Below are 25,187 nucleotides of genomic sequence, written 5' to 3' on the forward strand. Positions count from 1 at the left end.
CATGGCCGCCCGCCTGCCGCCGATCCAGAACCTGCAGGCCTTCGAGGCGCTGGCGCGGCTGCGCAGCGTGACGCAGGCCGCCGACGAGCTGGCAGTGACGCCCAGCGCCGTCAGCCACCGGCTGCGCCAGCTGGAGACGCAGCTCGGCACGCGGCTCTTCGAACGCGCCGACTTCACGCTGACCGCCGACGGGGTCGCAGCCCTCGTGCAGGTGCGCGCCGCGCTCGCGGCGCTGGCGCAGCTGCCGCAGCGCGGCGCGAACGACGGCGCGCGGCTGCGCATCGCCGTCACGCCGACCTTCTCGCGCGAGGTGCTGCTGCCGCGCCTGGCCGGCTTCCGCCATGCCTGGCCCGACATCGAGCTGGTGCTGCAGGTGGCGATCCCGCTGCTGGATGTGACCGGCGAGCCCGCCGACCTGGAGATCCGCTACGGCCCCGAACCGGCGCCGGGCAGCGGCCTGGCGCACCGCCTGCTGCTGGCCGACGAGATCACCCCCGCCTGCAGCCCCGAGTTCCTCGCCGAACACGGCCCCTTCGACGGCCACTTCGAGTCCGCCGCCGAGGTCGGCCGCGTGCGCCTGATCCGCAGCCCGCTCGAACCCTGGTCGACGTGGTTCGCCGCCTGCGCTCTCGCGCTGCCCGAGCCGCGCGAAGGCGCGCAGTTCAACGATGTCGGCTTGATGCTGGAGGCCGCGGCCGCCGGCTTCGGCGTGACGCTGGCCCGGCTGAAGCTGGGCGCCGCGTGGCTCGACAGCGGCCGGCTGCTGCGCCTGTCGCCGCGCGCGGTGCCCTCGCCGCACCAGCACTGGCTGTGCTGGAAACCCGGGGCGCTGCAGCGCTGGGAATGCGCCGCCTTCGCCGACTGGCTGCGGCAATCCCTGGCCTGAATTTCCTTCACGGGCGGCGCGCAGAACTTTCAACCGGACGCGACCGGGCCTGCACTAGACTGCCCCGCGATGTCCGCCCAGACCCCCGATCGGCTCGATCCGCTGCAGCCTGCCGACCGCGCCGCGCGCCAGCTGGCGGTGGTCGCGGCGCTGGCGCCGCTGCTGCCGGCCCATGCGCTGCTGTACCGGCGCGAGGACACCGTGCCCTACGAATGCGACGGCCTCACCGCCTACCGGCAGATGCCGCTGGTCGTCGCGCTGCCGGAGGACGAGGCCCAGGTCGCCGCGGTGCTGCGCGCCTGCCATGCGCTGGCCGTGCCGGTGGTCGCGCGCGGCGCCGGCACCGGGCTGTCCGGCGGCGCGATGCCGCATGCGCTGGGCGTGACGCTGTCGCTGGCCAAGTTCAACCGCATCCTCGACGTCGACGTCGCCAGCCGCACCGCGCGTGTGCAGTGCGGCGTGCGCAACCTGGCGATCAGCGAGGCGGCCGCGCCATTCGGGCTTTATTACGCGCCCGACCCCTCGAGCCAGATCGCCTGCACCATCGGCGGCAACGTCGCCGAGAACTCCGGCGGCGTGCACTGCCTGAAGTACGGGCTGACCTTGCACAACGTGATGAAGGTGCGCGGGTTCACCGCCGACGGCGAAGCGGTCGAATTCGGCGGCGACGCGCTCGACGCGCCGGGGCTGGACCTGCTGCCGGTGGTCATCGGCAGCGAAGGCATGCTGGCGGTGGTGACCGAGGTCACCGTGAAGCTGCTGCCGAAGCCGCAGCTCGCGCGCTGCATCATGGCCAGCTTCGACGACGTGCGCAAAGCCGGCGATGCGGTCGCCGCGATCATCGCCGCCGGCATCATCCCGGCGGGCCTGGAGATGATGGACAAGCCGATGACCGCCGCGGTCGAGGCCTTCGTCGGCGCGGGTTACGACCTCGACGCCGCGGCCATCCTGCTGTGCGAGAGCGACGGCACGCCCGAGGAAGTGGCCGAGGAGATCGAGCGCATGCGCGCGGTGCTCGACCGCTGCGGCGCGACCCGGCTGGAGGTCAGCGCCGACGAGCGCCAGCGCCTGACCTTCTGGAGCGGCCGCAAGAACGCCTTCCCCGCGTCGGGCCGCATCAGCCCCGACTACATGTGCATGGACTCGACGATCCCGCGCAAGCGCCTGGCCGACATCCTGCTGGCGATCCAGGACATGGAGCAGCGCCACGGCCTGCGCTGCTGCAACGTCTTCCATGCCGGCGACGGCAACCTGCACCCGCTGATCCTGTTCGACGCCAACGATCCCGACCAGCTGCACCGCGCCGAGGCCTTCGGCGCCGAGATCCTCGAGACCAGCGTCGCGATGGGCGGCACCATCACCGGCGAGCACGGCGTCGGCGTCGAGAAGCTCAATTCGATGTGCGTGCAGTTCAGCCCGGCCGAGCTCTTGCAGATGGCCGCGTTGAAGACGGCCTTCGATCCCGCGGGCCTGCTGAACCCGGGCAAGCTGATCCCGACGCTGCAGCGCTGCGCCGAGTACGGGCGCATGCATGTGAAGAAGGGCTTGCTGCCCTTCCCGGAACTGGAGCGGTTCTAGCGATGACCGACAGCGCCCTCGCTGCCTTGATCGACCGCGTGCAGACCGCGCGTGCGCAGCGCTCGCCGCTGTGCATCCGCGGCGGCGGCACGAAGGACTTCTACGGCGAGGCGCCGCGCGGCGAACCGCTGGACACGCGCGCCTTGCAGGGCATCAGCAGCTACGAGCCGAGCGAGCTGGTGGTGACGGTGCGCGCGGGCACACCGCTCGCGACGCTCGAAGCGGCGCTGGCCGACAAAGGCCAGTGCCTGGCCTTCGAGCCGCCCCGCTACGCCGAAGGCGGCACGGTCGGCGGCATGGTCGCCGCCGGTCTGTCCGGACCGGCGCGCGCGGCCAGCGGCGGCGTGCGCGACTACCTGCTCGGCGCGACCTTGCTCAACGGCCGGGCCGAGTGCTTAAGCTTCGGCGGCCAGGTGATGAAGAACGTCGCCGGCTACGACGTGTCGCGGCTGCTCGCCGGCTCGATGGGCGTGCTCGGCGTGATCCTCGAGGTGTCGCTGAAGGTGCTGCCGCTGCCGCCGGCGACGCTGACCCTGCGCTTCGAGCGCGAGCAGGCCGAGGCACTGCGCCAGCTCAACGCCTGGGGCCGCGAGCCGCTGCCGGTCAACGCCAGCGCGTGGTGGAGCGGCATGCTGGTGCTGCGCCTGGCCGGGGCCTCGGCCGCGGTGCAGGCCGCGGCGCAGACGCTGGGCGGCGAGCGCATCGATGCGCCGCTGGCCGATGCGTTCTGGCGCGGCCTGCGCGACCAGCGCGACGAGTTCTTCGAGGGTGCGCGCCGCGCCGTCGAGAGCGGCGCGACGCTGTGGCGGCTGTCGTTGCCGCAGACCGCGCCGCCACTGGCCCTGAGCGGCGAACAATTGATCGAATGGGGCGGCGCGCAGCGCTGGATCGTCACCACCGCGCCGGCCAGCGTGCTGCGGGAGGCGGCGACGAAGCTGCGGGGCCACGCGGTGGTCTTCCGCGGCGACAAGTCGGCTGGCGCGCTGGCGCCGCTGGCCCCGGCGCAGGCGCGCATCCAGCGAGGCATCAAGGACGCGTTCGACCCCGACCGCGTATTCAACCCCGGCCGGCTCTACCCCGATCTCTGATGACCACGCCCACCACCGCCGACCAGGACCTCGCCGCCTATTACGCCAAGCGCGCGGCCGAGTACGAGGCGATCTACGCCAAGCCCGAGCGCCAGGCCGAGCTGCGGGCGCTGGAAGCCGAGCTGCCCGGCTTCTTCGCCGGCCGCTGCGTGCTGGAGATCGCCTGCGGCACCGGCTGGTGGACGCTGCACGGCGCCCGCGATGCCGCGCACTGGCTGGCCACCGACCTGAACCCCGAGACCATGGCCGTCGCGCGCAGCAAGCCGCTGCCCGCGTCGGTCGAGCTGCGCACGCTCGATGCCTACAGTTTCGAGGGCCTGGCCGAAGGCGAACGCTTCGACGCCGCCTTCGCCGGCCACTGGTGGTCGCACGTGCCACGCCAGCGGCTGATCGACTGGATCGAGGCGCTGCATGCGCGGCTGGTGCCCGGCGCGCGCATCGTGATGCTCGACAACCAGTATGCCGAGGGCAGCAGCACGCCGCTGGCGCGCAGCGATGAACACGGCAACACGTACCAGCAGCGGCGCCTGGCCGACGGCTCGGTGCACGAGGTGCTGAAGAACTTTCCGACGCGCGACGAGGCGATCGCGGCGATCGGGCCGCACGTGCGCGACGTCGACTGGTCGGCGACGCGCCACTACTGGCGCCTGTCGTACCAGCTCGCCTGAGCCCGGCATGCAAACCACCCTCGCGCCCGAGTTCAAGGGCACGCCCGACGGCGATGCCGCCGAAGCCATCCTGCGCAAGTGCGTGCACTGCGGCTTCTGCACCGCGACCTGCCCGACCTACCAGCTGCTCGGCGACGAGCTCGACGGCCCGCGCGGCCGCATCTACCTGATCAAGCAGGTGCTCGAGGGCGAGGCGCCGACACGCGCGACGCAGCTGCACCTGGACCGCTGCCTGACCTGCCGCAACTGCGAGAGCACCTGCCCGTCCGGCGTGCAGTACGGCGCGCTGGTCGAGATCGGCCGCCAGGTGGTCGAGCGCAAGGTCGAGCGGCCGCTGGCCGAACGCACGACGCGCTGGATGCTGAAGGAAGGCCTGACCTCGCCCTTCTTCGCACCGGCGATGAAGCTCGGCCAGTGGCTGCGGCCGCTGGTGCCGGCAGCGCTGAAGGACAAGGTGCCGGCAGTGCCGCCGGCGCGCGCGCACGATTGGCCGAGCGCGACGCATGCGCGCAAGGTGCTGCTGCTGGCCGGCTGCGTGCAGCCGTCGATGATGCCCAACATCAACGCGGCGACCGCGCGCGTGCTCGATGCCGCCGGCATCCAGACGGTGATCGCGCCGGACGCCGGCTGCTGCGGCGCGCTGCGCACGCACCTGAACGACCATGCCGGCGGCCTGGCCGACATGCGGCGCAACGTCGATGCCTGGTGGCCGCACGTCGAACGCGGCGAGGTCGAGGCGATCGTGATGAACGCGTCGGGCTGCGGCGTGATGGTCAAGGACTACGGCCCCGCCCTGGCGCGCGATCCGGCCTATGCCGACAAGGCGCGCCGCATCGCCGCGCTGACCCGCGACCTGTCGGAGCTGATGCCGTCGATGTTGCCGGCGCTGCAGCAGCGCCTGGGCGCCGCGTCGCCGCGCGCAGCGCGGCTGGCCTTCCATCCCCCGTGCAGCCTGCAGCACGGCCAGCAGCTGCGCGGTGGCGTCGAGGCGGCGCTGCGCGCGCTGGGCTTCGAGGTCTCGCTGCCGCTGAACGAATCGCACCTGTGCTGCGGCTCGGCCGGCACCTATTCGGTGCTGCAGCCCGAGCTCTCGAAACAGCTGCGCGACCGCAAGCTCGGCCACCTGTCGGCACTCGAGCCACAAACGATCGTCTCGGCCAACGTCGGCTGCATCCAGCACCTGCAGAGCGGCACCGGCACGCGCGTCGCGCACTGGATCGAGCTGGTCGACGAAGCGCTGGCCTCGACACGCTGAAGCGGCCGCCCGCGGCCGCCCCGCCGCGGGCGGCGCCGCAGCACGTCAGGCGGTGCCGGCCGGTGCGGCCGCACGCGGCGAGCGCAGCGCCCACACCACGCCGGCGACCAGCAGCAGCGCGCCCAGCAGCGTGGCCGGCGCCGGGGCGTTGCCGCGCAGCACCAGCGCGTAGGCCAGCGCGGCCAGCGTCTCGAAGACGATCAGCTGGCCGACCAGCGCGGTCGGCAGGCGCTGGCTGGCGGCGTTCCAGCACAGCGTGCCGAGCCACGACGCGAACAGGCCGATCGCGAACATCAGCAGCAGGAACGGGCCGGGCCGCGGGCCGAAGGGCTGCGGGAAGTCGGGTTGCATGAAGGCGGCCCACAGCCCCCAGCCGAGGTAGCCGGCCAGCGCCATCGGCAGCGTCGCCAGGCCCTGTGCGGTGGCCCAGGCGCGCGGGCTGCGGCCGGGATGCGCGCGCAGCCAGTCGGCATTGCGGATCGGATACCAGGTCCAGCAGGCGACCGCGCCGACGGCCAGCACGGCGCCGAGCGCATAACGTCCGAAATCGGCGTCCTGCGCGCGGCGCAGCGCCTCGAGCTCGACCTGGTTGACGCAGGCGATGCCGGCGCCGATCAACAGCAGCGAGGGCGCCATCTGCGACCAGCCGAGCGCCGCGCCATGTCCCTCGCGCAGCCGCGACGTCACCGCGATCACCACCGGCAGGGTGCCGATGATCATCGTCGGCAGCGGCCCGCCGGCGTTCTGGATCGCCGCGGCGAGGAACAGGTAGTAGACGATGTTGCCGACCAGCCCCAGGCGCGCGGCCTCCCACCAGTCGGCGCGGGTCAGCTGCGCCAGGGCGCGGCGGTCGGCCCAGGCCAGCGGCAGCGCGATCAGGCCGAAGGCGACGTAGCGGCCGAAGGACAGCAGCGCCGCCGGGTAGTCGGGCAGCAGCAGCGGGCCGATGAAGACGAGGCCCCACATCAGGCCGGCAGCGAGCGCGTAGGAAGTTCCGAGCAGCATGTCTTTAATCCACGGGAGCGCCCAGGCGGCGCCTGGTCACACGGGACGCCGGTCCACCGGCGCCGTGCGCAGACTAGCCCCCCGCGTTCGCGCGGTCTTGTACCGGATTGCGCTCGCGCGGCGGCGGGGCGTACGATGGCCGTCAGGTGTCGGGGTGCCTGCAGGGGCGCGCCCGGCCGCTGTCGAAGCGCTCATCCCGGAGCACGCCGTGCGGAGGGTTGGTCAGTGAGCGAGTCCGAGTTCGCCGAACTGCGCCAGTCGATGATCGCCGAGATCGTCGCGATGACGGTGTTCAGCTGCGGCCAGCTCGACAAGGCGGCGCTGCAGTCGCGCGTGCTCGACGCCATCGGCGAGGTGCCGCGCCACCTCTTCGTGCCGCCGCTGCTGAAGCCGCTGGCCTACCTGAACCGGCCGCTGCCGATCGGCTGCGACAAGACCATCTCGCAGCCCTTCATCGTCGCGGTGATGACCGACCTGCTCGATCCGCGGCCGTCCGATCGTGTGCTCGAGATCGGCACCGGCCTGGGCTATCAGTGCGCGGTGCTGTCGGCGCTGGTGCAGCGGGTCTACAGCATCGAGCTGATCGAGCTGCTGGCGCACCAGGCCGAACGGCGTCTGGCCGACGCCGGCTGCCGCAATGTCGTGCTGCGCATCGGCGATGGCAACGAGGGCTGGCCGGAACAGGCGCCCTTCGACAAGATCATGGTCACCGCGGCGCCGGAGCACATTCCGCCGGCGCTGATCGCGCAGCTGAAACCCGGCGGCCGGCTCGTGCTGCCGGCCGGGCCGCCCGACGCGCAGCGGCTGATCGTCGTGCAGAAGGCGCTCGACGGCACGCTGGCGCAGCGCGAGCTGCTGCCGGTGCGCTTCTCTCAGCTCGATACCGCGGCGCCGCACTGAACGGGCGCCAGGCCGGAAGCGCGGCCTCAGAAACGCACGCTCGCCTGCAGCACCGCCGCCCGCCCGGGCAGCGGCAGGTCGTTCGGCAGCGACAGGCCCGGCGCGCTGCTCGGTTCGCGCTGGTCGCGGTCGAAGAGGTTGTTCACCGCCAGCATCACGCGCCAGCGCCCGTCGAGCAGCGGGCTGCCCAGGTGGGCATCCACGTTCGTGTAGTCGGCGATCGGCGGCCGCCCATCGCCGGGCGCGCGCCGGCGGCCGGCGACCTCGCGGGCCTGCACGCCCAGCTGCCAGGCGCCGGGCAGCGTCCAGTCGGCGCGCAGCCGCAGCAGGCGGCGCGGCGCGTAGCCGGGGTCGAGGCCGGTCGCCTGGTCGGTCGAACGCTGCCAGGCGGCCTGCGCCGCCAGCCGCAGCGTCCGGCTCGGTTCCCAGCGCACTTCGGCCTCCAGCCCGCGGCCGCGCTGGCTGCCGGTGTTCTGGTAGCTGGAGCCGACACCTCCGGCATCCGGCACCGCGCGGATCAGGTCGTGCATGCGGTGGCGGAACACGCTGAGCTGCGCCTGCAGCGCCGGCTCGGGCTGCCACGCGAACACGGCCTCCAGCGTGCGGATGGTCTCCGGCTTCAGCGCCGGGTTGCCGCGCTCGACCGGGTTGTTGATGCTGTGCTGCTCGTTGAAGGCCGGCGCGCGGAACGCGTGGCCGTAGAGCAGCTTCGCGGTCAGCTCGTAGTCGGCGTGCCAGACCAGGCCCAGGCGCGGGTTGCTCGTGCGGCCGGCATCGGAGAAGCGGTCGTGTCGCACGCCGGCGGTCAACGACCAGTCACGCGCGAGCGACCACTCGTCCTGCAGGTAGGCATGGCGCACGCGGCGATGCTGCGGCAGCAGGAAGATGTCCGCCGGCGACGCGGCCACCAGCGCCCCGCCCTGCGCGGCCTCCCCCAGCGGCACCGGCACGCCGGCCAGCGGACCGCTGGTGATGATGTTGAAGTTCTTGAACTCCTGCGTGCGCGGCATGTCGAGGTCGTCGAAGCCGACGCCGATGCGCAGCCGATGGTCCGCGAAACCGGTGTAGTCCAGCGCGACCGCGCTGCGCCACTGCCGTTCCCACACGTTCGGCGCCCCCAGCATGCCGGCCGGGAACGCACCGCCGAACGCGCCCGGCGGCAGGATCTGCACCGCATGGCGGTGGACCTGCGAATAGGCGTGCCAGGCGAGGTCCAGGTGAAGGCGCCAGTGGGGCCAGTCGGGGGCCAGCGGCTGGTCGGCAAGCGCCAGCTGCACGATGCGGTGGTCATGGCGCGAGGCGCCGACCGGGTCCAGCGCCTCGGCGACGCCGGGGCCGATGCCGACCTGGTCGCGCAGCAGCCAGGCCGCACGCAGGCGCCAGCGCTCCCAGGCCAGCTCGATGCGCGCGTTGAGCGTCTCGTGGCCGGTGGCCATCGGCCCGGGCGCCAGGCTGGCGTGCGTGCCGAACAAGCCGTCGAGCACCGTCTGCGCGTCGGCCTCGACCACACGGCGCGCGCCGTCGGTGCGCCCGGCGTGCAGGTAGCCGGCCAGGTCGACCGGCCCGAGCCGGCCGCCGTGCTGCAGCCAGCCCTCGCGGCGGCGGAACGATCCGGCACGCAGCCCGGCCTCGACGCCGTCGTGCTCGGCCGCGCCCTTGGTGATGATGTTGACCACGCCGGCGTACGCATCGGCTCCGTAGAGCGCCGAGCCCGGTCCGCGGATCACCTCGATGCGCGCGACGTCGTCGAGCGGGAAGCTCGACCAGCCGAGCCCGCGCGTGCCGGTGAACAGCGAGGTCAGCGGCACGCCGTTGAGCAGCACCAGCGTCTGCGGATTGAGCCGGTGGTAGATGCCGCGCATCACGTAGAGCGGCGTCATGCCGATGTGACCGCGGCCGACGTGCAGGCCGGGCACCGTCGCCAGCACTTCGTCCAGGTCGGTCGCGCCGAGCGCGGCGATCTGGTCGGCGGTGATCACCGTGGCCACCGCCGGCGCGCGGCGGATCGGCTGGCGCCGGCCGGTCGCGATGCTGATGGTGTCGCGATCGCCGTAGGCCTGCTCGAGCCCTTCTTCGTCGACCGCCGCGGCGGCGCCCGAACACAGGCCGAGCGTCGCCAGCAACCCCGCAGCGAGGGCCACGCAGCGGCGCCGCATCGCCACGCCTACAGACCCAGCTGGCGCTGGTAGCGCGCCGGCGTCACGCCGTACATGCGGGCAAAGCGGCGGGTCAGGTGCGACTGGTCGGCCAGGCCCACCTCGGCGGCCACCTCGGCCGGCCGGAGGCCGTCGGCCAGCAGGCGCTTGGCGCGCGCGACGCGCAGCGCCATCAGCATCTGGTGCGGCGTGACGCCCTGCTGCGCCTTGAAGCGGCGCTGGAAGTGGAAGGGGCTGAAGCCGGCGGCGGCGGCCAGCTCGTCGAGCTGCAGCGGCTCGGCGAGGCGGTCGTGCATCAGCGCCAGCGCACGGGCATCGGCAGCATCGACGCGGCGGCTGTCGGCAGCGGGCGAGGCGACGGGGCGCGACCAGGGGCGCAGCAGCTGCAGCGCGTCCAGCAGCAGGCCCGGTGCGGCCAGCGGATCATCGGCCTGCCGCCACAGCGCGTCGAGCAGCGCGGCCAGGCGCTGCGCGGTCGCCGGGTCGTGGCCCACCGGCTGCGCGAAGGTCCAGCCGCGCTCGCCGCTGATCGCCTCGACCAGCGCCGGCGCGATGTAGACCATGCGGTAGCGCCAGCCGCCGTCGGTTTCGGCGCGGCCGGTGTGCAGCGTATCGGGGTTCATCAGCACCAGCGATCCGGGCGCCGCGAGGTGGTCGCTGCCGCGGTAGCGGAAGCGTTCGACGCCGCTGTCGATGGCGCCGAGCCCGTAGCCGTCGTGCGCATGCGGCTCGAAGGCGTGGCGCACGATGTGCGCCCGGTACAGCTCGACGCCGTCCAGGCCGGCCAGGCGGCGGTAGGTCGCGCGGTCGGCCGGGTGATCGAACTGCTCGGGCACGCCTTCCATGGGCGGCATGATGGCACGCAGCGCGCCACGCGGGGCGGTGTCCCGGCTAGCGGGACGCCGCTGCCGGCAGCACGGCCGGCGCCGGCGGCGGCGGAGGGTCGACGAGGTGGCGGTCGAAGAAGTCGGCCACGCGGCGGTCCACCACCGACAGCGCCGCGGCGCGGTCGAAACCCGGCGGATCGTTCAGCAGCTCGCCGATCAGCCCGTCCAGCCCTGGCGGCAGCGGGGACAGCAGCGCCCCGTGGCCGGCCTCGGGCAGGTCGGCCAGGTGCTCGCAACGCGGGCAGGCGGCGAGCACGCGCGCCGAATGGAACCGCGGCACCAGCCAGCGGTCGCGGCCGGTCGTCACCAGCGCCAGCGGCACGCGCGGCGCGGCGAAGGAGGCGAAGTCGAAGTCGGCCGCGAACGGGTTGCCGGCGACCACCGCGGCGATGCGCGCATCCTCGTGCTGCTGCGGCTGCGGATCGCTGAAGCGCAGGCCGATCACGGTGCGCGCAAGCCACGTCTTGAAGCCGTCGGCCCAGCCGCCGGTCAGCCGGGTGAAGAGGCCGACGCAGGCGTTGAAGTCGTCGGCGGCGTGCGCGAGGCAGTGGTCGCGGAAGCCCGCTTCGGACCAGCGGCCGCCGGCCAACGTCAGCGCGGTGTGGCCGCCGGCCGACTGGCCCCAGACGCCGACCCGGTCGAGCTGCAGCAACTGTGCCAGGCGCACGTCGGCGGCCACCGCGTCGATCGCCCGCGAGACCTCGGCCGGGCGCTGCTTCCAGCTGTCGGGGCCGGGCCGGCCGGGGTCGCGGCTGTTGTCGCCCTGGTGCTCGGGCACCGCGACGACATAGCCGCGCGCGACCAGCACGCGCGCCAGGTCGGCATGCACCCAGGGCCCGCCGCCCGAGCCGTGCGACAGCACGACCAGCCGGCCGTTGCCCGGCCGCGGCGCGCCCCGTTCGGCGAGCACCAGCGTGAACGGGCCACGCCGGATGGCCTGCGGCGCCGCGCTGCTGGGGTAGTAGACGGTGACCGGCCCGTCGTCGCCGGTGGGGGGAAGCTGCTGCAGGCCCATCGACACCGGCGGCGCCGCGGCCACCGCCGGCGTTGGTGCCGGCGGCTCGGCCGCCGGGGGCGTCGCGGCCGGCGCCGCGCGCACGGCGCCGGCGCAGGCCAGCAGGGCGGCGGCCAGCGCTCGCCAGGGCAGGATTGGGATCATTCGGGCTTCTCCATCGGGGACGGCGCCCCCGCTGCGGTGCACGATGCCGCGCGCCGCGGTGCACGTCTCGCCGAAAGCTGCGCCTCCGCGCTTTCGGCCAGCCGATTTCAGGAATCGGCCAGCTTGTGTCCCGCTAACCCGGTCGGCGCCGGGCGCCTCGAGCCATTGAACGGCAGCGTGACTTGACGCACGGCCGATCTGGGCCCCGGGATCGTCCCAATTCAAGCGATCGGACTGTCGGCCGATGACGATCATGCGTGTGGGGGATTCTGGTCGCCGCTTGCCCCGAAGCCGCTTGTTGTTCAACCAGAAACCGCAAAGGAGTCCCCCCATGTCGTGGGTTCGCCACCTCACCGTCGGCCGTCGCCTCGGCCTCGGCTTCGGCCTGACCTCGCTGCTGCTGCTGCTCGTCGCCGGGGCCGCCGGCTGGGCGCTGCACCGCACCTCGCAAGGCGTCGAGGTCATCGTGCGCCAGAACAACCAGAAGACCGACATGGCCTGGCGCCTGCGCGCTGAGCTGGAGGAAAGCGCCCGTTCGGTGCGCAACCTGATCGTCAGCCGCGACACCGAGGTGCAGGCCAAGCAGAAGGAAGCGCAGCTGAAGGCGCGCCAGCGCTTCGACGCCATCTACGGCCAGCTGCAGGCGCTGCTGGTCGACGACGAGGAGAAGAAGCTCTACAAGACGATCGGCGAGTTGCGCGGCGTGGTGCTGCCGCTGTTCGACGAAGCCATCGACCAGGCGTCGCGCGGCATGAAGGAGATGGCCAGCGAGACGCTGATCGACAAGGTGCAGAAGCCGCAGACGCAGTGGATCGACGCGATGCAGGCGCTGATCGACCTGCAGAGCAAGCGCACGGCCGCCGGCGCGGAATCGATGCAGGCCGGCGCCAGCGCGGCGCTGTTCGGGCTGGTCGGCGGCGGCGTGTTCGCGCTGCTGCTGAGCGCGGGCCTGGGCGCCGGCATCGGCCGCTCGCTGGTGCGCCAGCTCGGCGGCGAGCCGGCCTACGCGCGCGACGTTGCGCGCCGCATCGCCGCCGGCGACCTGCATGTCGACATCGCGCTGCGCGCCGGCGACGAGGGCAGCCTGCTGGCCGCGATGCGCGAGATGCAGGCCGGGCTGCGCACGCTGGTCGTGCAGATCAAGCAGTCGGCCGATTCGGTGTCGGTGGCCAGCGGCGAGATCGCGCACGGCAACCTCGACCTGTCCTCGCGCACCGAGCAGCAGGCCTCAAACCTGCAGCAGACCAGCGCGTCGATGGCCCAGCTCACCGACACCGTGCGCACCAATACCAGCGCGGCGCGCGAGGCGAGCCAGCTCGCGAGCTCGGCGGCGCAGGTCGCCGGCGACGGCGGCGCCACCGTCAACGAGGTGGTGCGCCGCATGGAGGAGATCCAGGCGTCCAGCCGCAAGATCACCGAGATCATCGGCGTCATCGACGCGATCGCCTTCCAGACCAACATCCTGGCGCTGAACGCGGCGGTCGAGGCCGCGCGCGCCGGCGAGCAGGGCCGCGGTTTCGCGGTCGTCGCCTCCGAAGTGCGCTCGCTGGCGCAGCGCAGCGCGCAGGCCGCGCGCGAGATCAAGACGCTGATCTCCGACTCGGTCGAGCGCATCGACGGCGGCAGCAAGCTCGTCACCCAGGCCGGCGCGACGATGGCCGACATCGTCGCCCGCGTGAAGCAGGTGTCGACGCTGGTGGCCGAGATCACGCAGGCCTCGGCCGAGCAGGAGGCCGGCATCGGCCAGATCGGCCTGGCGGTCAACGACCTCGACACGATGACGCAGCAGAACGCGGCGCTGGTCGAACAGAGCAGCGCCGCCGCCGAGAGCCTGAAGGGCCAGGCCTCGCGGCTGACGGAGACGGTGTCGCAGTTCCAGCTCTGACACACCGGCGGCCCGGTCGCCGCAGGCGCGGCGCGGGCCTCGCATCGGCATCGGCATCGGCACACCGACATCGGCAGGCCGCGGGTTCCGCCGCGGCCCGGTCCTGACGATCGGCGCGCCGGCGCGTCCCTGGATCGAGCGCGCGAGCCATCGGCTCGCGCGCTTTCAGTCCGTTTCGCGCCCTTCACCCGTCCTGGGAGACGCTGCCATGCCGATGAATCCGATCCCGACCCTCCCGCTCGCCGCCGCCGCGGCCGCACGGGCGGCGCTGCCGCTGTGCGCTACCTTGTCCGCCGCCTTGCTGGCCGGCTGCCTGGCCTCCGCGCCGACCGTCGGCGGCGGCAGCGCGTCGCCGACCACCGGCAGCGCCGCCGGCGCCACCGCCAGCGGCAACAGCGAGCACCTCGAGCGCTGCAACGCCACGCTGGGCGTGCTGCGCATCGAGGAGGACGTGCGCTCGCCGTGGTACGCGCACTACTACTCGCGCGTCGGCTCCACCGCGCCGCTGCTGAGCCTGCTGATCATGCAGTCGAACTGCTTCGTCGTCGTCGAGCGCGGCACCGGCGAGCGCGGCATCGCCGCCGAGACCGCGCGTGCGCGCGGCGACGAGGCGCGCGAGAGCGCCACCCGCGGCAAGGGCCAGCAGGTGGTGGCCGACTACCTGCTCAAGCCCGAGATCGTGATGAACGACAAGGGCACGCAGGGCGGCTCGCTGGGCGGTGTCGGGCGCGCGCTGCCCGGGCCGCTCGGCTGGGTCGCGGGCACCGCGTCGGTGCGGCAGAACGAGGTCGGCACGGTGCTGACGCTGGTCGACATCCGCAGCACCGTGCGGCTGGCCGCGGCCGAGGGCTACTCGAAGAACACCAACTTCAGCCTCGGCGGCATCGGCATCGCCTCGCAGGGCGCGCTCGGCGGCAGTGCGTTCGCCCGCACCGACGAGGGCAAGCTGATCAGCGCCTCCTTCGTCGATGCGTACAACAAGCTCGTGGTCGGCCTGCGGCAGTACAAGGCGCAGGCGGTCAAGGGCGGCCTGGGCGAAGGCGGCACGCTCGGCGTCTCCGGCGGCAGCACGGCGGCCTCGAAGGCCGTCGATGCGAAGAAGAGCGGGCAGAAATGAGGCCGCCGACCGCGCGGATGAGGGCACCGGTGGCCGCGCAGGCCGCCGCGGGCCTGCTGTTCGCGCTCGGCGCCGTCGCGCCGGGCGCGGCACAGGAGTTCGGCGTCTACCTGAACTGCGCCGGCCGCGTCGAGGCCGGCGGCAAGGTGCGCGCTTCGCAGCTGGACCTGGCGCTGCGGCGCAACAGCGCTCTGGCGATGATCCAGCGTTCCGACATCCTGCCGGCCGGGCAGAAGCTGCGCCTGGAGATCACGCCGCAGTTCTACACGATGGTGTTCGACGCGCCGCGCGCGGGCAGCGTGATCTGGCACGACTGGCTGCGCGGTGCGCTGCTGGTCTGGAACCCCGACCTGCACAAGCTGCACACGATCCGAATGTCGGTCGACCGCCAGACCGCGGCGCTGCAGGGCGAACTGCGCGACGGCGCGGGGCGCGAGATCGGCCGGCTGCAGATGCGCTGCGAGCCGCGCGACAACGACACGGTGGCCGCGCCGAAGTTCTGACGCCGCGCGCCGGCCTGCTCAGCGCGCCCGCAGCCAATCGACGAAGCCGGCCTCGTCGAGCGGCTGCGAGAACAAGTAGCCCTGCCCGCCGCGGCAGCCCAGGCGCTTGAGCGCCAGCGCCTGGGCCGGCGTCTCGATGCCTTCGGCGACGAGCTCGAGCTTCAGGCGCCGGCCCAGGCGCACGACCAGCTCGGCCATCGTCGTGCGGCCACGCGGCGCCGGGAAGTCGCGCAGGAACGAGCGGTCGATCTTCAGCGTGTGGATCGGCAGCTGGTGCAGGTAGGCCAGCGACGAGAAGCCGGTGCCGAAGTCGTCGAGCGCGATGCGCACGCCCGAGCGCCGCAGCGCCTGCAGCACGCAGACCACCGCGTCGATGTCCTGCATCGCGATGGTCTCGGTGATCTCCAGCTCCAGCGCCGCCGCGGCGAGGCCGGTATCGGCCAGGCAGCGCTCGACGCTCTGCACGAAGCCGGGGCTGCGGAACTGGCTGGGCGAGACGTTGACCGCGATGCAGAACTCGGCATGCCCGGCCGCGCGCCAGCCCGCCGCAGTGCGACAGGCCTTGCGCATCACGCGTTCGCCCAGCGCCACCATCAGGCCGGCCGATTCGGCGAGCGAGACGATCTGCTCCGGGCCCACCTCGTCGCCCGACGCGGTGCGCCAGCGCAGCAGCGCCTCGGCGCCGGTGACCCGGCCGCTCGCCAGGTCGACCTTGGGCTGGTAGTGCAGCTGCAGCTGCGCCGGCGCCGCCTGCTCGAGCGCGGCCTGCAGGTCGTTCAGCAGCCGCAGCCGGCGCCGCAGGTCGCCGGCCATGCGGCGGCTGTAGTGGCAATGGCCGTCGCCCTGCGTCTTCGCGCGGTTCAGCGCGATGTTGGCGCACTTCAAGGCATCGAGCCCGTCGCCGTCGACATCGGCCAGCCGCACCTGGCCCAGCGTCACCCGCACGGGCAGCGGGTAGCGTTCGACCTGGAACGGGGCCTCGAAGACCGCGGCGATCGCGGTGGCGTCGATGCGCGGCTCGGGGCCGAGCAACGCGAACACGTCGGCCGCGACGCGCGCCAGCAGCAGCCCGGCGGTGCGCTCGCGCAGCCGCGTGGCCACCGCCAGCAGCAGCAGGTCGCCGGCGCGCGGCCCCAGCGCGTCGTTGATCTGCGAGAACTGCTGCAGGTCGATCAGCAGCAGCGCGGCCGGCGGCTCGTCCGGCGATGGCCGCTGACTTTGCAGGCCATCGATGTGCTCGATCAGGCGATGGCGGTTCGGCAGGCCGCAGAGGCGGTCGGTGTAGGCCAGGTGGTTCAGGCGGCTGAAGAGCTGCACGTTCGCGAAGCCGGCGGCCAGGTGCACGCCGAAGACGGCGAGCAGCGACCACAGCGTCGGGTCCGGACCCTCGGGCAGGTCGATCAGCAGCATCGCGCGGCCGCGCCCGGCGGCCACGTGCAGCACCAGCCGCCCGTCGGCATGGTGGTGGCGCCGCTCGGCCAGGCAGCGGCGCAGCGGCACGCGCAGCGCCGGCTCCAGCGCGTCGGCCGAGCGGCCGCGCAGCGGCCGGTACGGTCCGTCGGCCCAGACCACGTGCATCGCCTCGAGCGAGTCGTCGGGGCCGGCGTCGACCTGCACGCAGACCAGCCCCTGCGGCGCGACGCGCAGCAGCGCCGCGGCCTGCTGCAGCACACCCTCGGCGAAGTCGACCGGCTCGCGCCGCGTCGCCAGCTCGGCCGCCGCGTGCACGATGTGCTGCAGCCCGGCCTGGCTGGCGCGGATGCGGCGCAGCTGCTCGTAGCTGCGCACCGCGGTGGTGATGGTCGTGACCAGCCGCGTGCGCGTCAGCTCGGACTTGGTCTTGTAGTCGTTGACGTCGTACTCGCGGATCACCTGCAGCTCGGGCGCGTAGCCCGGCTGGCCGGTGCGCAGCACGATGCGCACTTCCGCCAGGCTCAGCTCCTCGCGAATGGCGCGCGCGAGCTGCAGCCCGGCGTACTCGTTCTCCATCACGACGTCGAGCAGCACGACGGCGATGTCCGGCGTCGAGGCGAGCAGCCCGCGCGCCTCGCGCGCGCTGTAGGCATGCAGGAAGGCGAGCGGGCGGCCGTCGACGATCTCGCCGTCGAGCGCGATCGTCGTCGCCTGGTGCACCTCGGGATCGTCGTCGACGATCAGCACGCGCCAGGGCGGCGCGAGCACCGCGCCGAGCGCGGTCTCGTCCTCGGCGGCGAAGACGAGCTGGTCGTCGTGGTCGGTCGACGCCAGGGGGCTGCCGGCGCGCTGCAGCAGCTCCGGCAGCGGCGTGTCGCTCAAGGCCGGCAAAGCCGCGTCGGTCCAGGCCGGCAAGGCCGTGTCGGTCCAGGCTGGCCACGGCGTCGCCGCCGTGTCGACGGCCAGCGGGTGCGGCAGCAGCGGTGCCCTTCCCGTCGGAAAACCCTCGTGCATTCCCATCGGCGTGGCCCTCCGCCTCTTCGACATCATGCCGGTTGCGGCGCCACGGTGGGCAGCAGCAGGCGGAATGATGTTCCCCGGCCGACCGTGCTGGTCACCGAGATGTGGCCTCCCAACATGCGGCGCACCTGGTTGTAGGCGATGTACAGCCCCAGCCCCGAGCCGCCGCGGCCGAGCTGGGTGGTGAAGAACGGCTCGAAGATCCGGCCCAGCACCGCCGGCGTCATGCCCGCGCCGTCGTCGCTGAAGACCATCTCCAGCTGGCCGTCGTCGCAGGGCTTGGCGCGCAGCTGCAGGCGGCCCTGCGCGCGGTCGGTGAAGGCGTGCGTCAGCGCATTGGTGACGAGGTTGGACAGCACGGTGCTGAAGGCGCCCGGGAAGCTGTCCATCTCGACCGCGCCGTCGACCTCCAGCGCCAGCGTCACCGGCGCGCGCTTGAGTTGCGGGCTGAGCGCCGCGAGCGTGTCGTCGATCACCTCGGCCACCTTGAAGCGCCGGCGCTGCTCGCTCAGCCGGTCGACCGCCAGCGGCTTGGTGTGGTGGATGATGTCCGCCGCGCGCACCAGGTTCTTCTCCAGCACCAGCGCGATCTCGTCGACGCGGTCGAGCAGCCGGTCGAGCGAGCTGCGGCGGATGCCGCCGATCGCGCGCTCGTGGCGCAGCTGCGCGGTCTCGTGCGACAGCGCGGTGGCCACCGTCAGCGCATTGCCGATCGGCGTGTTCAGCTCGTGCGCGATGCCGGCCACCAGCGCGCCCAGGTGGGCGAGCTCGGCGCTCTTGAGCAGCTCGTTCTGCGTGGCCTTCAATTCCGCGAGCGCCTGGTAGAGGCCTTCGTTGGCGCGGCCGAGGTCGGCGGTGCGCTCGACGACACGCGCCTCGAGCGTCTCGTTCAGGCGCCCCAGCTCGGCTTCCTTCGCCAGCAGCTGCTGCACCTGATGCTGCAGCCGGCCGGTGAGCTCGTTGTAGTCGTGGCGCGTCAGCTCGAACTCGCGGCCGATGCGCTCCATGCGGTGCTCGAGCGCGAACAGCTGCTGGCTCTTCGCGTCGGCATCGCCGATGGCTTCGAGCCAGCCGCCGAACAACAGCGGGGCCGCGCCGACACGCTCCGGCGGCACGGTCAGGTGCCAGGCCAGCGGCGACAGCCGTTCGCAATGCGGCTCGTCGGTGCTCGGCGTCAGCACCAGGCCGTTGAGGCGCTCGCCGAACCCGGCGCTGACCGAGCGCCACTGCGCGAGGTCGTCCACCAGCACGGCCACCGGGCCGGCCAGCAGGTGCCGCTTGGCCAGCACGACATGGTGCCAGCCCGCCGGCGCCGGATCGGTCGGCGTCAGGAACAGCGGGCGGCTGCCGGTGTCGGTCATGGCGGCTCGGGTGCTCACCTCGCGCCGGACCCGATCAGCAGCAGCACGAAGGTCATGTTGTGGAACAGGTTGCGGGTATAGGCGCCCTCGTGGCGCAGCGGGCCGATCTCGCCGAAGGACGCGAAGCCGGCCAGCGGCAGCGTGCGGCCGAAGGCGCCGAAGACCGCGTCGACCTCGTAGCGGATGTTGCCGCCGACCAGCCACTTGCGGCCGGCGCAGGTGACCACCAGCGCCGCGGCCGGGTCGAAGCCGCTGGCCGCCGCCTCGCCCGCCAGGGCCTGCACTTCCTGCATCAGGTCCTGCGGGCTGGTGACGCAGACCTGCACGTCGTCGTCGGTGTGGATGCCGCCGTGCAGCGTCAGCGAGCCTTCGCCTTCGCCGCGGTCCTTGGCCACCGCGCGCAGGCGCTTCTCGCCGGGACCGGCGGTGTTCAGCACCGCCAGCGTCACGATGCCCTGGTCGGCGCGCAGGAAGGGCTTGCCCGATTCGCGGGCGACGAACTCGGTGGCGTCGACGCCGTCGATGCGGTGCACGGTGCGACCGTCGGCGACCTGCACGCGACCCGGGCGGCCGACCGGGCGGATCGAGTTGCCGATGTGCACGCGGAACGCGAGATCACCCTCGGCGGCGAGCATCACCACCGCGTCGTCGAGCCGTTCGCCGTCGCAGAACAGCGAGCAGTGGTCCATCCGGTCGTTGTCGTCGCCGGCCATGCCGCCGACCACCGGCACGTCGACCTCGTCGCGCAGCACGGTCTCGATGCGGCTGGCGTCGGTGTCGAAGTCGGAGATGAAGTAGTAGAGCGCCGGCTTGCGGCCGCTCAGTTTCTGGTTTAGCGACTCGAGTGCGGCGCGCACCGCGCCTTCAGGCCCGGCCTTGACGCCCTTCGCATGGGCCACGTGCCAGCGCACGCGGCCGGCGCTGTTCAGGCCCAGCGCCGCGGCGCCGACGTCGACCGTGCGGCCGGCTTCGTGGATGCCGTCGCCGCTGGCGCCGACCACGCGCACGTCGCGGTGGCCGAGGCCGTCGTAGAGGCCTTCGATGAATTCATGCCAGTCCTCGTAGTGCACCGTGGTGTGCAGGAACACCACCTCGGGCGCGATCTCGGCCAGCGATTCGCCGATGGCGAGCGCGGCCCGGTACGGATCGGGATTGGTCGAGCTGGCGGACTTGCTGCGCATGATCGAGACCTCCAATCAATACGCATTGCAGACCAAAAAGCACCCCGTGCGGGGCGGGAGGAACCCGCACCGCCGGGATGAACTGGAGGCATTCAGAGAACAATGAACGGTGCGGCGCGGATCCGGACCCGTGACGGGGGATCCGCGCCAGCCGCCGACAGGATCAGCGGACCTTGCCGGCCTTCCAGGCCGCGAGCAGCTTGTTGTAGTCGATGGTCTCGCCCTTCGGCTTCTCGTTGGCCAGCTTGGCCCACGGCGCGGCCTTGTCGCTGAGCCACTTGGCCGGGTCGCCCTTGGCGTTGAGCTTCGGCGGGCACTTGGCCATGCCGGCGCGTTCCAGGCGGGCCAGCACGTCGTCCATCTCGCCGGCCAGCGTGTCCATCGCGCCCTGCGGCGTCTTCTCGCCGGTCACCGCCTGCGCCACGTTCTTCCACCACAGCTGCGCGAGCTTCGGGTAGTCCGGCACGTTGGTACCGGTCGGGCTCCAGGCCACGCGCGCCGGGCTGCGGTAGAACTCGACCAGGCCGCCGAGCTTGGGCGCCAGGTCGGTCATCGCCTTGCTCTGGATGTCCGACTCGCGGATCGGCGTCAGGCCGACGATGGTCTTCTTCAGCGAGGTCGACTTCGCGGTGATGAACTGCGCGTACAGCCAGGCCGCGGCCGTCTTGTTGGCGTCATGGTCCTTGAAGAAGGTCCACGAGCCGACGTCCTGGTAGCCGTTCTGCATGCCCTGCTTCCAGTACGGGCCGTTAGGGCCGGGGGCCATGCGCCACTTCGGCGTGCCGTCGTCGTTGACGACCGGCAGGCCCTTCTTGGTCATGTCCGCGGTGAAGGCCGTGTACCAGAAGATCTGCTGCGCGATCTGGCCCTGCGCCGGCACCGGGCCGGCTTCGCCGAAGGTCATGCCGGTGGCTTCCTTCGGCGCGTACTTCTTCATCCAGTCGACGTACTTGGTCAGCGCGTAGACCGCGGCCGGCGAGTTCGTCGCACCGCCGCGCTCGACCGAGGCGCCCACCGGGGTGCACTTGTCGGCCGCCACGCGGATGCCCCACTCGTCGATCGGCAGGCCGTTCGGGGTGCCGATGTCGGCGGTGCCGGCCATCGACAGCCACGCGTCGGTGAAGCGCCAGCCCAGCGACGGGTCCTTCTTGCCGTAGTCCATGTGGCCGTAGATCGGCTTGCCGTCGATGGTCTTCACGTCGTTGGTGAAGAACTCGGCGATGTCCTCGTAGGCCGACCAGTTCAGCGGCACGCCCAGCTCGTAGCCGAACTTGGCCTTGAACTTGTCCTGCAGGTCCTTGCGCGCGAACAGGTCGGCGCGGAACCAGTACAGGTTCGCGAACTGCTGGTCGGGCAGCTGGTACAGCTTGCCGTCCGGCGCGGTCGTGAACTTGGTGCCGATGAAATCCTTCAGGTCGAGGCCGGGGTTGGTGAACTCCTTGCCCGCGCCGGCCATGTAGTCGGTCAGGTTCAGGACCTTGCCGTAGCGGTAGTGCGTGCCGATCAGGTCGGAGTCGGAGATCCAGCCGTCGTAGATCGACTTGCCGGACTGCATCGAGGTCTGCAGCTTCTCGACGACGTCGCCTTCCTGGATCAGGTCGTGCTTGACCTTGATGCCGGTGATCTCCTCGAAGGCCTTGGCCATGGTCTTCGATTCGTACTCATGCGTGGTGATCGTCTCGGAAACCACCGAGATCTCCTTGACGCCCTTGGCCGACAGCTTCTTGGCGGCGTCGATGAACCACTTCATCTCGGCCATCTGCTGGTCCTTGGACAGCGTGGACGGCTGGAACTCGCTGTCGATCCACTTCTTCGCCTCGGCCTCGCCGGCCAGGGCGTGACCCGTCACCGCGCAGGCGGCGGCCAGGGCGAGCGCGCTGTAACGCACCTTCATTGCTGATCTCCTCAGGTTGCTTCCCCGTTGTCTGTGTGGGTGACCACGGCCCCGGGGAAGCTCCGGGCCGGATTCCCGCGAACGCTTGGCCTTCAGCCCTTGCGCATGATCAGCGCGAGCACCGCCATCGAGATCACGAAGCTGATCCACACGCTGGGCTCGGCGTCGAGCTTGAACCACTGCGTGAACTTGCCCGACAGGCCGACGAAGGCCAGGTTGATGTACGCCGCCGTCAGCAGGCCGATGAAGAGCCGGTCGCCGCGCGTGGTGGCGATCGGCAGGAAGCCCTTGCGCTTGATGTTGGGCGCCTTGATCTCCCACACCGTCATGCCGACCAGCGTCAGCGCGATGCAGGTGAAGAAGACCGCCACCGGGGTGGTCCAGACCATCCAGTCGAACATGGCAACTTCCTTAGACACGGCCCATCGCGAAACCCTTCGCGATGTAGTGGCGCACGAACCAGATCACGATCGCGCCGGGCACGATCGTCAGCGTGCCGGCGGCGGCGAGCACCGCCCAGTCCATGCCGGAGGCGCTGACGGTGCGCGTCATCGTCGCGACGATCGGCTTGGCGTTGACGGAGGTCAAGGTGCGCGCCAGCAGCAGCTCGACCCACGAGAACATGAAGCAGAAGAAGGCCGCGACGCCGACGCCCGCCTTGATCAGCGGCAGGAAGATGGTGATGAAGAAACGCGGGAACGAGTAGCCGTCGATGTAGGCGGTCTCGTCGATCTCGCGCGGGATGCCGCTCATGAAGCCTTCGAGGATCCACACCGCCAGCGGCACGTTGAACACCAGGTGCGCCATCGCCACCGCGATGTGCGTGTCCATCAGGCCTAGCGTCGTGTAGAGCTGGAAGAAGGGCAGCAGGAACACCGCCGGCGGCGTCATGCGGTTGGTCAGCAGCCAGAAGAACAGTTGCTGGTCGCCGAGGAACGAATAACGCGAGAAGGCGTAGGCCGCGGGCAGCGCCACGGTGATCGAGATCAGCGTGTTGATCGCCACGTAGATCAGGCTGTTGATGTAGCCCGAGTACCAGGACACATCGGTGAAGATGGTCTTGTAGTTCGCCCAGGTGAACTCCTGCGGGAAGATCGAGAAGCTCGACAGGATCTCCTCGTTGGTCTTGAAGCTCATGTTGACCATCCAGTAGATGGGCAGCAGCGCGAACAGGATGTAGAAGACCAGGAACAGCGTGCGCTTCTGGAAGCGCGCGCCGGTGCCGAGGCGGCGGAACGCGGCCGCGTTCGGTGCCGGCAGCGGGGGCGCCGTGATCGCCGGGGCGTAGGTGGTCGTCTCAGCCATGGCTGGCCTCCGTCTTGTCGCCGGTGCCCACGCGCTGCATCCAGTTGTAGAGGATGAAGCAGACCAGCAGGATGATCAGGAAGTAGATCAGCGAGAAGGCCGCGGCGGGGCCGAGGTCGAACTGGCCGACCGCCTTCTGCGTCAGGTACTGCGACAGGAAGGTCGTCGCATTGCCGGGGCCGCCGCCGGTGAGCACGAAGGGCTCGGTGTAGATCATGAAGCTGTCCATGAAGCGCAGCAGCACCGCGATCATCAGCACGCCGCGCATCTTCGGCAGCTGGATGTAGCGGAACACCGCGAGCTTGGAGGCGCCGTCGATGCGCGCGGCCTGGTAGTACGCATCGGGAATCGAGCGCAGCCCGGCGAAGCACAGCAGCGCGACCAGCGGCGTCCAGTGCCAGATGTCCATCACCAGCACGGTGATCCAGGCGTCGCGCGAGTTGCCGGTGTAGCTGTAGTCGATGCCCAGCTTCTGCAGCGCGGCGCCGAGCAGGCCGATGTCGGCGCGGCCGTAGATCTGCCAGATCGTGCCGACGACGTTCCAGGGGATCAGCAGCGACAGCGCGACGATCACCAGCACGGCCGAGGCCTTCCAGCCCTGCGCCGGCATCGACAGCGCCAGCAGGATGCCCAGCGGGATCTCCACCAGCAGCACCGCGAGCGAGTAGGTCAGCTGGCGCAGCAAGGCCTGGTGCAGGTCCGTGTCGCGCATCACCGCGGCGAACCATTCGGTGCCGACGAAGACGCGGCGCTCGGGCGAGATGATGTCCTGCACCGAGTAGTTGACGACCGTCATCAGCGGCAGCACCGCCGAGAACGCGACGCAGAGGAAGACCGGCAGCACCAGCCACCAGGCCTTCTGGTTGACGGGCTTCATGCGGCCTCCTTGGCGGCGGGTTCGATGAGTTCCTCGTTGGCGCCGTACCAGCAGGTGTGCTGGCCGACGATCCCGAGCCACACCTTCTCGCCGATGCGCGGCACACCGGCGTCCACGCCCAGGCGCGCACGCACGATCACGTCGCCGATGCGCGCGCCGACCAGCCAGTAGGTGCCGATGTCCTGCGCCTGCACCACCTCGGCCTGCAGCGCGCCAGGGGCACCGGGCAGCGCCAGCGCCACGTACTCGGGCCGGATGCCCACGGTCGCGGCCGCGCTCGGCGCCTGCGGCACCAGCGACGCCGGCAGGAAGTTCATGCCCGGCGAGCCGATGAAGTGGCCGACGAACTTGTGCGCTGGCCGCTCGAAGAGCGCGTCGGCCGAGCCGATCTGCACCGCGCGGCCGCGCGTCATCACCACCACCTGGTCCGCGAAGGTCAGCGCCTCGACCTGGTCGTGGGTGACGTAGATCAGCGTCAGCTTCAGCTCGTGGTGGATCTGCTTGAGCTTGCGCCGCAGCTGCCACTTCAGGTGCGGGTCGATCACCGTCAGCGGCTCGTCGAACAGCACCGCCGAGACGTCCTCGCGCACCAGGCCGCGGCCGAGCGAGATCTTCTGCTTCGCGTCGGCCGCCAGGCCCGCGGCGCGCGTATCGAGCTGGCCGCTCATCTCCAGCATCTCGGCGATCTGGCCGACACGCGCCTTGATGCGATCGGGCGCCACGCCGCGGTTCTTCAGCGGGAACGCGAGGTTCTCGGCCACCGTCATCGTGTCGTAGATCACCGGGAACTGGAACACCTGCGCGATGTTGCGCTGCTGCGGCGACTGGTGCGTGACGTCCTGGCCGTCGTACAGCACGTGGCCGTGCGAGGGCACGACGAGGCCCGAGATGATGTTGAGCATCGTGCTCTTGCCGCAGCCCGAGGGGCCCAGCAGCGCATAGGCGCCGCCGTCGGCGAACGTCATCTTCAGCGGCAGCAGCGCGTAGTCGGCGTCCTGCGTCGGGTTCGGCTTGTAGGAGTGCGCGAGCTCGAGGTCGATGCGCGCCAT

At 71.7% G+C, this 25,187-nt stretch carries 21 protein-coding genes; 9 read left to right on the forward strand and 12 right to left on the reverse strand.

Annotation, left to right across the window (positions count from 1 at the left end):
* The first annotated feature begins 1 nt into the window (after nucleotide 1).
* The 5 genes from P1K89_RS09430 (at nucleotide 2) to glcF (ending at nucleotide 5,475) form a co-directional block, all read left to right on the forward strand.
* Nucleotides 2-886, forward strand: a complete 885-nt coding sequence (locus tag P1K89_RS09430) for a LysR substrate-binding domain-containing protein (RefSeq protein WP_284616117.1) — start codon at nucleotides 2-4, stop codon at nucleotides 884-886.
* Between the two features lie 69 nt (nucleotides 887-955).
* The gene (locus tag P1K89_RS09435) at nucleotides 956-2,464 is read left to right on the forward strand and encodes an FAD-linked oxidase C-terminal domain-containing protein (RefSeq protein WP_284616118.1); all 1,509 of its coding nucleotides are present in this window, start codon (nucleotides 956-958) and stop codon (nucleotides 2,462-2,464) included.
* 2 nt (nucleotides 2,465-2,466) lie between these two features.
* Nucleotides 2,467-3,552: a glycolate oxidase subunit GlcE gene (gene glcE / locus P1K89_RS09440; protein ID WP_284616119.1), complete on the forward strand. Its 1,086-nt coding sequence runs from the start codon at nucleotides 2,467-2,469 to the stop codon at nucleotides 3,550-3,552.
* Nucleotides 3,552-4,220, forward strand: a complete 669-nt coding sequence (locus tag P1K89_RS09445; RefSeq protein WP_284616120.1) for a class I SAM-dependent methyltransferase — start codon at nucleotides 3,552-3,554, stop codon at nucleotides 4,218-4,220. The genes glcE and P1K89_RS09445 overlap by 1 nt, the downstream gene beginning before the upstream one ends.
* Nucleotides 4,221-4,227: 7 nt before the next feature.
* Complete coding sequence (glcF, locus tag P1K89_RS09450; RefSeq protein ID WP_284616121.1) at nucleotides 4,228-5,475, forward strand: glycolate oxidase subunit GlcF; 1,248 nt, start codon at nucleotides 4,228-4,230, stop codon at nucleotides 5,473-5,475.
* 45 nt (nucleotides 5,476-5,520) lie between these two features.
* Here the strand turns inward: glcF and P1K89_RS09455 are convergent, their stop codons facing one another.
* Entirely contained in the window at nucleotides 5,521-6,480 is a 960-nt protein-coding gene (locus tag P1K89_RS09455) for a DMT family transporter (protein ID WP_284616122.1), read from the reverse strand.
* A 225-nt stretch (nucleotides 6,481-6,705) separates the two neighbouring features.
* Between P1K89_RS09455 and P1K89_RS09460 the strand changes: the two genes are divergently transcribed.
* On the forward strand, nucleotides 6,706-7,380 hold the full coding sequence (locus tag P1K89_RS09460) for a protein-L-isoaspartate(D-aspartate) O-methyltransferase (protein ID WP_284616123.1): 675 nt from the start codon (nucleotides 6,706-6,708) through the stop codon (nucleotides 7,378-7,380).
* A 26-nt stretch (nucleotides 7,381-7,406) separates the two neighbouring features.
* Here the strand turns inward: P1K89_RS09460 and P1K89_RS09465 are convergent, their stop codons facing one another.
* The 3 genes from P1K89_RS09465 to P1K89_RS09475 are packed head-to-tail and all read right to left on the reverse strand — an operon-like array spanning nucleotide 7,407 to nucleotide 11,582.
* The gene (locus P1K89_RS09465) at nucleotides 7,407-9,521 is read right to left on the reverse strand and encodes a TonB-dependent receptor plug domain-containing protein (RefSeq protein ID WP_284616124.1); all 2,115 of its coding nucleotides are present in this window, start codon (nucleotides 9,519-9,521) and stop codon (nucleotides 7,407-7,409) included.
* Between the two features lie 23 nt (nucleotides 9,522-9,544).
* A complete protein-coding gene (locus P1K89_RS09470; RefSeq protein WP_284616346.1) occupies nucleotides 9,545-10,381 on the reverse strand; it encodes an AraC family transcriptional regulator in 837 nt (278 codons plus the stop codon).
* 46 nt (nucleotides 10,382-10,427) lie between these two features.
* Nucleotides 10,428-11,582, reverse strand: coding sequence for an alpha/beta hydrolase family protein (locus P1K89_RS09475; protein ID WP_439897961.1), 1,155 nt, complete (start codon nucleotides 11,580-11,582; stop codon nucleotides 10,428-10,430).
* Between the two features lie 331 nt (nucleotides 11,583-11,913).
* Between P1K89_RS09475 and P1K89_RS09480 the strand changes: the two genes are divergently transcribed.
* From P1K89_RS09480 to P1K89_RS09490, 3 genes are all read left to right on the forward strand, one after another.
* Nucleotides 11,914-13,467: a methyl-accepting chemotaxis protein gene (locus P1K89_RS09480; RefSeq protein ID WP_284616125.1), complete on the forward strand. Its 1,554-nt coding sequence runs from the start codon at nucleotides 11,914-11,916 to the stop codon at nucleotides 13,465-13,467.
* A 208-nt stretch (nucleotides 13,468-13,675) separates the two neighbouring features.
* Entirely contained in the window at nucleotides 13,676-14,584 is a 909-nt protein-coding gene (locus P1K89_RS09485; protein WP_284616126.1) for a peptidoglycan-binding protein, read from the forward strand.
* Entirely contained in the window at nucleotides 14,581-15,087 is a 507-nt protein-coding gene (locus tag P1K89_RS09490) for a hypothetical protein (protein ID WP_284616127.1), read from the forward strand. Before P1K89_RS09485 ends, P1K89_RS09490 begins: the two co-directional genes overlap by 4 nt.
* Nucleotides 15,088-15,105: 18 nt before the next feature.
* Here P1K89_RS09490 and P1K89_RS09495 read toward each other — a convergent pair whose 3' ends face one another.
* The 8 genes from P1K89_RS09495 to P1K89_RS09530 all read right to left on the reverse strand — a co-directional run bounded on the left by P1K89_RS09495 (nucleotide 15,106) and on the right by P1K89_RS09530 (nucleotide 25,187).
* Nucleotides 15,106-17,520 carry an EAL domain-containing response regulator gene (locus P1K89_RS09495; RefSeq protein ID WP_284616128.1) on the reverse strand — a complete coding sequence of 805 codons (2,415 nt, stop codon included), beginning with the start codon at nucleotides 17,518-17,520 and terminating at the stop codon, nucleotides 15,106-15,108.
* Nucleotides 17,521-17,546: 26 nt separating this feature from the next.
* The gene (locus tag P1K89_RS09500; protein ID WP_284616129.1) at nucleotides 17,547-18,881 is read right to left on the reverse strand and encodes a sensor histidine kinase; all 1,335 of its coding nucleotides are present in this window, start codon (nucleotides 18,879-18,881) and stop codon (nucleotides 17,547-17,549) included.
* Nucleotides 18,882-18,895: 14 nt separating this feature from the next.
* Nucleotides 18,896-20,062 (reverse strand): FIST signal transduction protein, encoded by a 1,167-nt coding sequence (locus tag P1K89_RS09505; RefSeq protein ID WP_284616130.1) that lies wholly within the window; start codon nucleotides 20,060-20,062, stop codon nucleotides 18,896-18,898.
* 163 nt (nucleotides 20,063-20,225) lie between these two features.
* Nucleotides 20,226-21,956, reverse strand: a complete 1,731-nt coding sequence (locus P1K89_RS09510; protein WP_284616131.1) for an ABC transporter substrate-binding protein — start codon at nucleotides 21,954-21,956, stop codon at nucleotides 20,226-20,228.
* A gap of 92 nt (nucleotides 21,957-22,048) precedes the next feature.
* A complete protein-coding gene (locus P1K89_RS09515) occupies nucleotides 22,049-22,357 on the reverse strand; it encodes a DUF2160 domain-containing protein (RefSeq protein WP_284616132.1) in 309 nt (102 codons plus the stop codon).
* Nucleotides 22,358-22,367: 10 nt separating this feature from the next.
* Nucleotides 22,368-23,261, reverse strand: a complete 894-nt coding sequence (locus tag P1K89_RS09520) for a carbohydrate ABC transporter permease (protein WP_284616133.1) — start codon at nucleotides 23,259-23,261, stop codon at nucleotides 22,368-22,370.
* Nucleotides 23,254-24,138, reverse strand: coding sequence for a carbohydrate ABC transporter permease (locus P1K89_RS09525; protein WP_284616134.1), 885 nt, complete (start codon nucleotides 24,136-24,138; stop codon nucleotides 23,254-23,256). The genes P1K89_RS09520 and P1K89_RS09525 overlap by 8 nt, the downstream gene beginning before the upstream one ends.
* Nucleotides 24,135-25,187 carry an ABC transporter ATP-binding protein gene (locus tag P1K89_RS09530; RefSeq protein ID WP_284616135.1) on the reverse strand — a complete coding sequence of 351 codons (1,053 nt, stop codon included), beginning with the start codon at nucleotides 25,185-25,187 and terminating at the stop codon, nucleotides 24,135-24,137. Before P1K89_RS09530 ends, P1K89_RS09525 begins: the two co-directional genes overlap by 4 nt.

The sequence above is a fragment of the Aquabacterium humicola genome, assembly GCF_030167915.1.
Lineage (GTDB): Bacteria > Pseudomonadota > Gammaproteobacteria > Burkholderiales > Burkholderiaceae_C > Pseudaquabacterium > Pseudaquabacterium humicola.

Coding starts and splice junctions, on each gene's coding strand:
- P1K89_RS09430 (WP_284616117.1), top strand. CDS start 2: ATGGCCGCCCGCCTGCCGCCGATCCAGAACCTGCAGGCCTTCGAGGCG.
- P1K89_RS09435 (WP_284616118.1), top strand. CDS start 956: ATGTCCGCCCAGACCCCCGATCGGCTCGATCCGCTGCAGCCTGCCGAC.
- glcE (WP_284616119.1), top strand. CDS start 2,467: ATGACCGACAGCGCCCTCGCTGCCTTGATCGACCGCGTGCAGACCGCG.
- P1K89_RS09445 (WP_284616120.1), top strand. CDS start 3,552: ATGACCACGCCCACCACCGCCGACCAGGACCTCGCCGCCTATTACGCC.
- glcF (WP_284616121.1), top strand. CDS start 4,228: ATGCAAACCACCCTCGCGCCCGAGTTCAAGGGCACGCCCGACGGCGAT.
- P1K89_RS09455 (WP_284616122.1), bottom strand. CDS start 6,480: ATGCTGCTCGGAACTTCCTACGCGCTCGCTGCCGGCCTGATGTGGGGC.
- P1K89_RS09470 (WP_284616346.1), bottom strand. CDS start 10,381: ATGGAAGGCGTGCCCGAGCAGTTCGATCACCCGGCCGACCGCGCGACC.
- P1K89_RS09475 (WP_439897961.1), bottom strand. CDS start 11,582: ATGATCCCAATCCTGCCCTGGCGAGCGCTGGCCGCCGCCCTGCTGGCC.
- P1K89_RS09480 (WP_284616125.1), top strand. CDS start 11,914: ATGTCGTGGGTTCGCCACCTCACCGTCGGCCGTCGCCTCGGCCTCGGC.
- P1K89_RS09485 (WP_284616126.1), top strand. CDS start 13,676: ATGCCGATGAATCCGATCCCGACCCTCCCGCTCGCCGCCGCCGCGGCC.
- P1K89_RS09490 (WP_284616127.1), top strand. CDS start 14,581: ATGAGGCCGCCGACCGCGCGGATGAGGGCACCGGTGGCCGCGCAGGCC.
- P1K89_RS09495 (WP_284616128.1), bottom strand. CDS start 17,520: ATGGGAATGCACGAGGGTTTTCCGACGGGAAGGGCACCGCTGCTGCCG.
- P1K89_RS09500 (WP_284616129.1), bottom strand. CDS start 18,881: ATGACCGACACCGGCAGCCGCCCGCTGTTCCTGACGCCGACCGATCCG.
- P1K89_RS09505 (WP_284616130.1), bottom strand. CDS start 20,062: ATGCGCAGCAAGTCCGCCAGCTCGACCAATCCCGATCCGTACCGGGCC.
- P1K89_RS09510 (WP_284616131.1), bottom strand. CDS start 21,956: ATGAAGGTGCGTTACAGCGCGCTCGCCCTGGCCGCCGCCTGCGCGGTG.
- P1K89_RS09515 (WP_284616132.1), bottom strand. CDS start 22,357: ATGTTCGACTGGATGGTCTGGACCACCCCGGTGGCGGTCTTCTTCACC.
- P1K89_RS09520 (WP_284616133.1), bottom strand. CDS start 23,261: ATGGCTGAGACGACCACCTACGCCCCGGCGATCACGGCGCCCCCGCTG.
- P1K89_RS09525 (WP_284616134.1), bottom strand. CDS start 24,138: ATGAAGCCCGTCAACCAGAAGGCCTGGTGGCTGGTGCTGCCGGTCTTC.
- P1K89_RS09530 (WP_284616135.1), bottom strand. CDS start 25,187: ATGGCGCGCATCGACCTCGAGCTCGCGCACTCCTACAAGCCGAACCCG.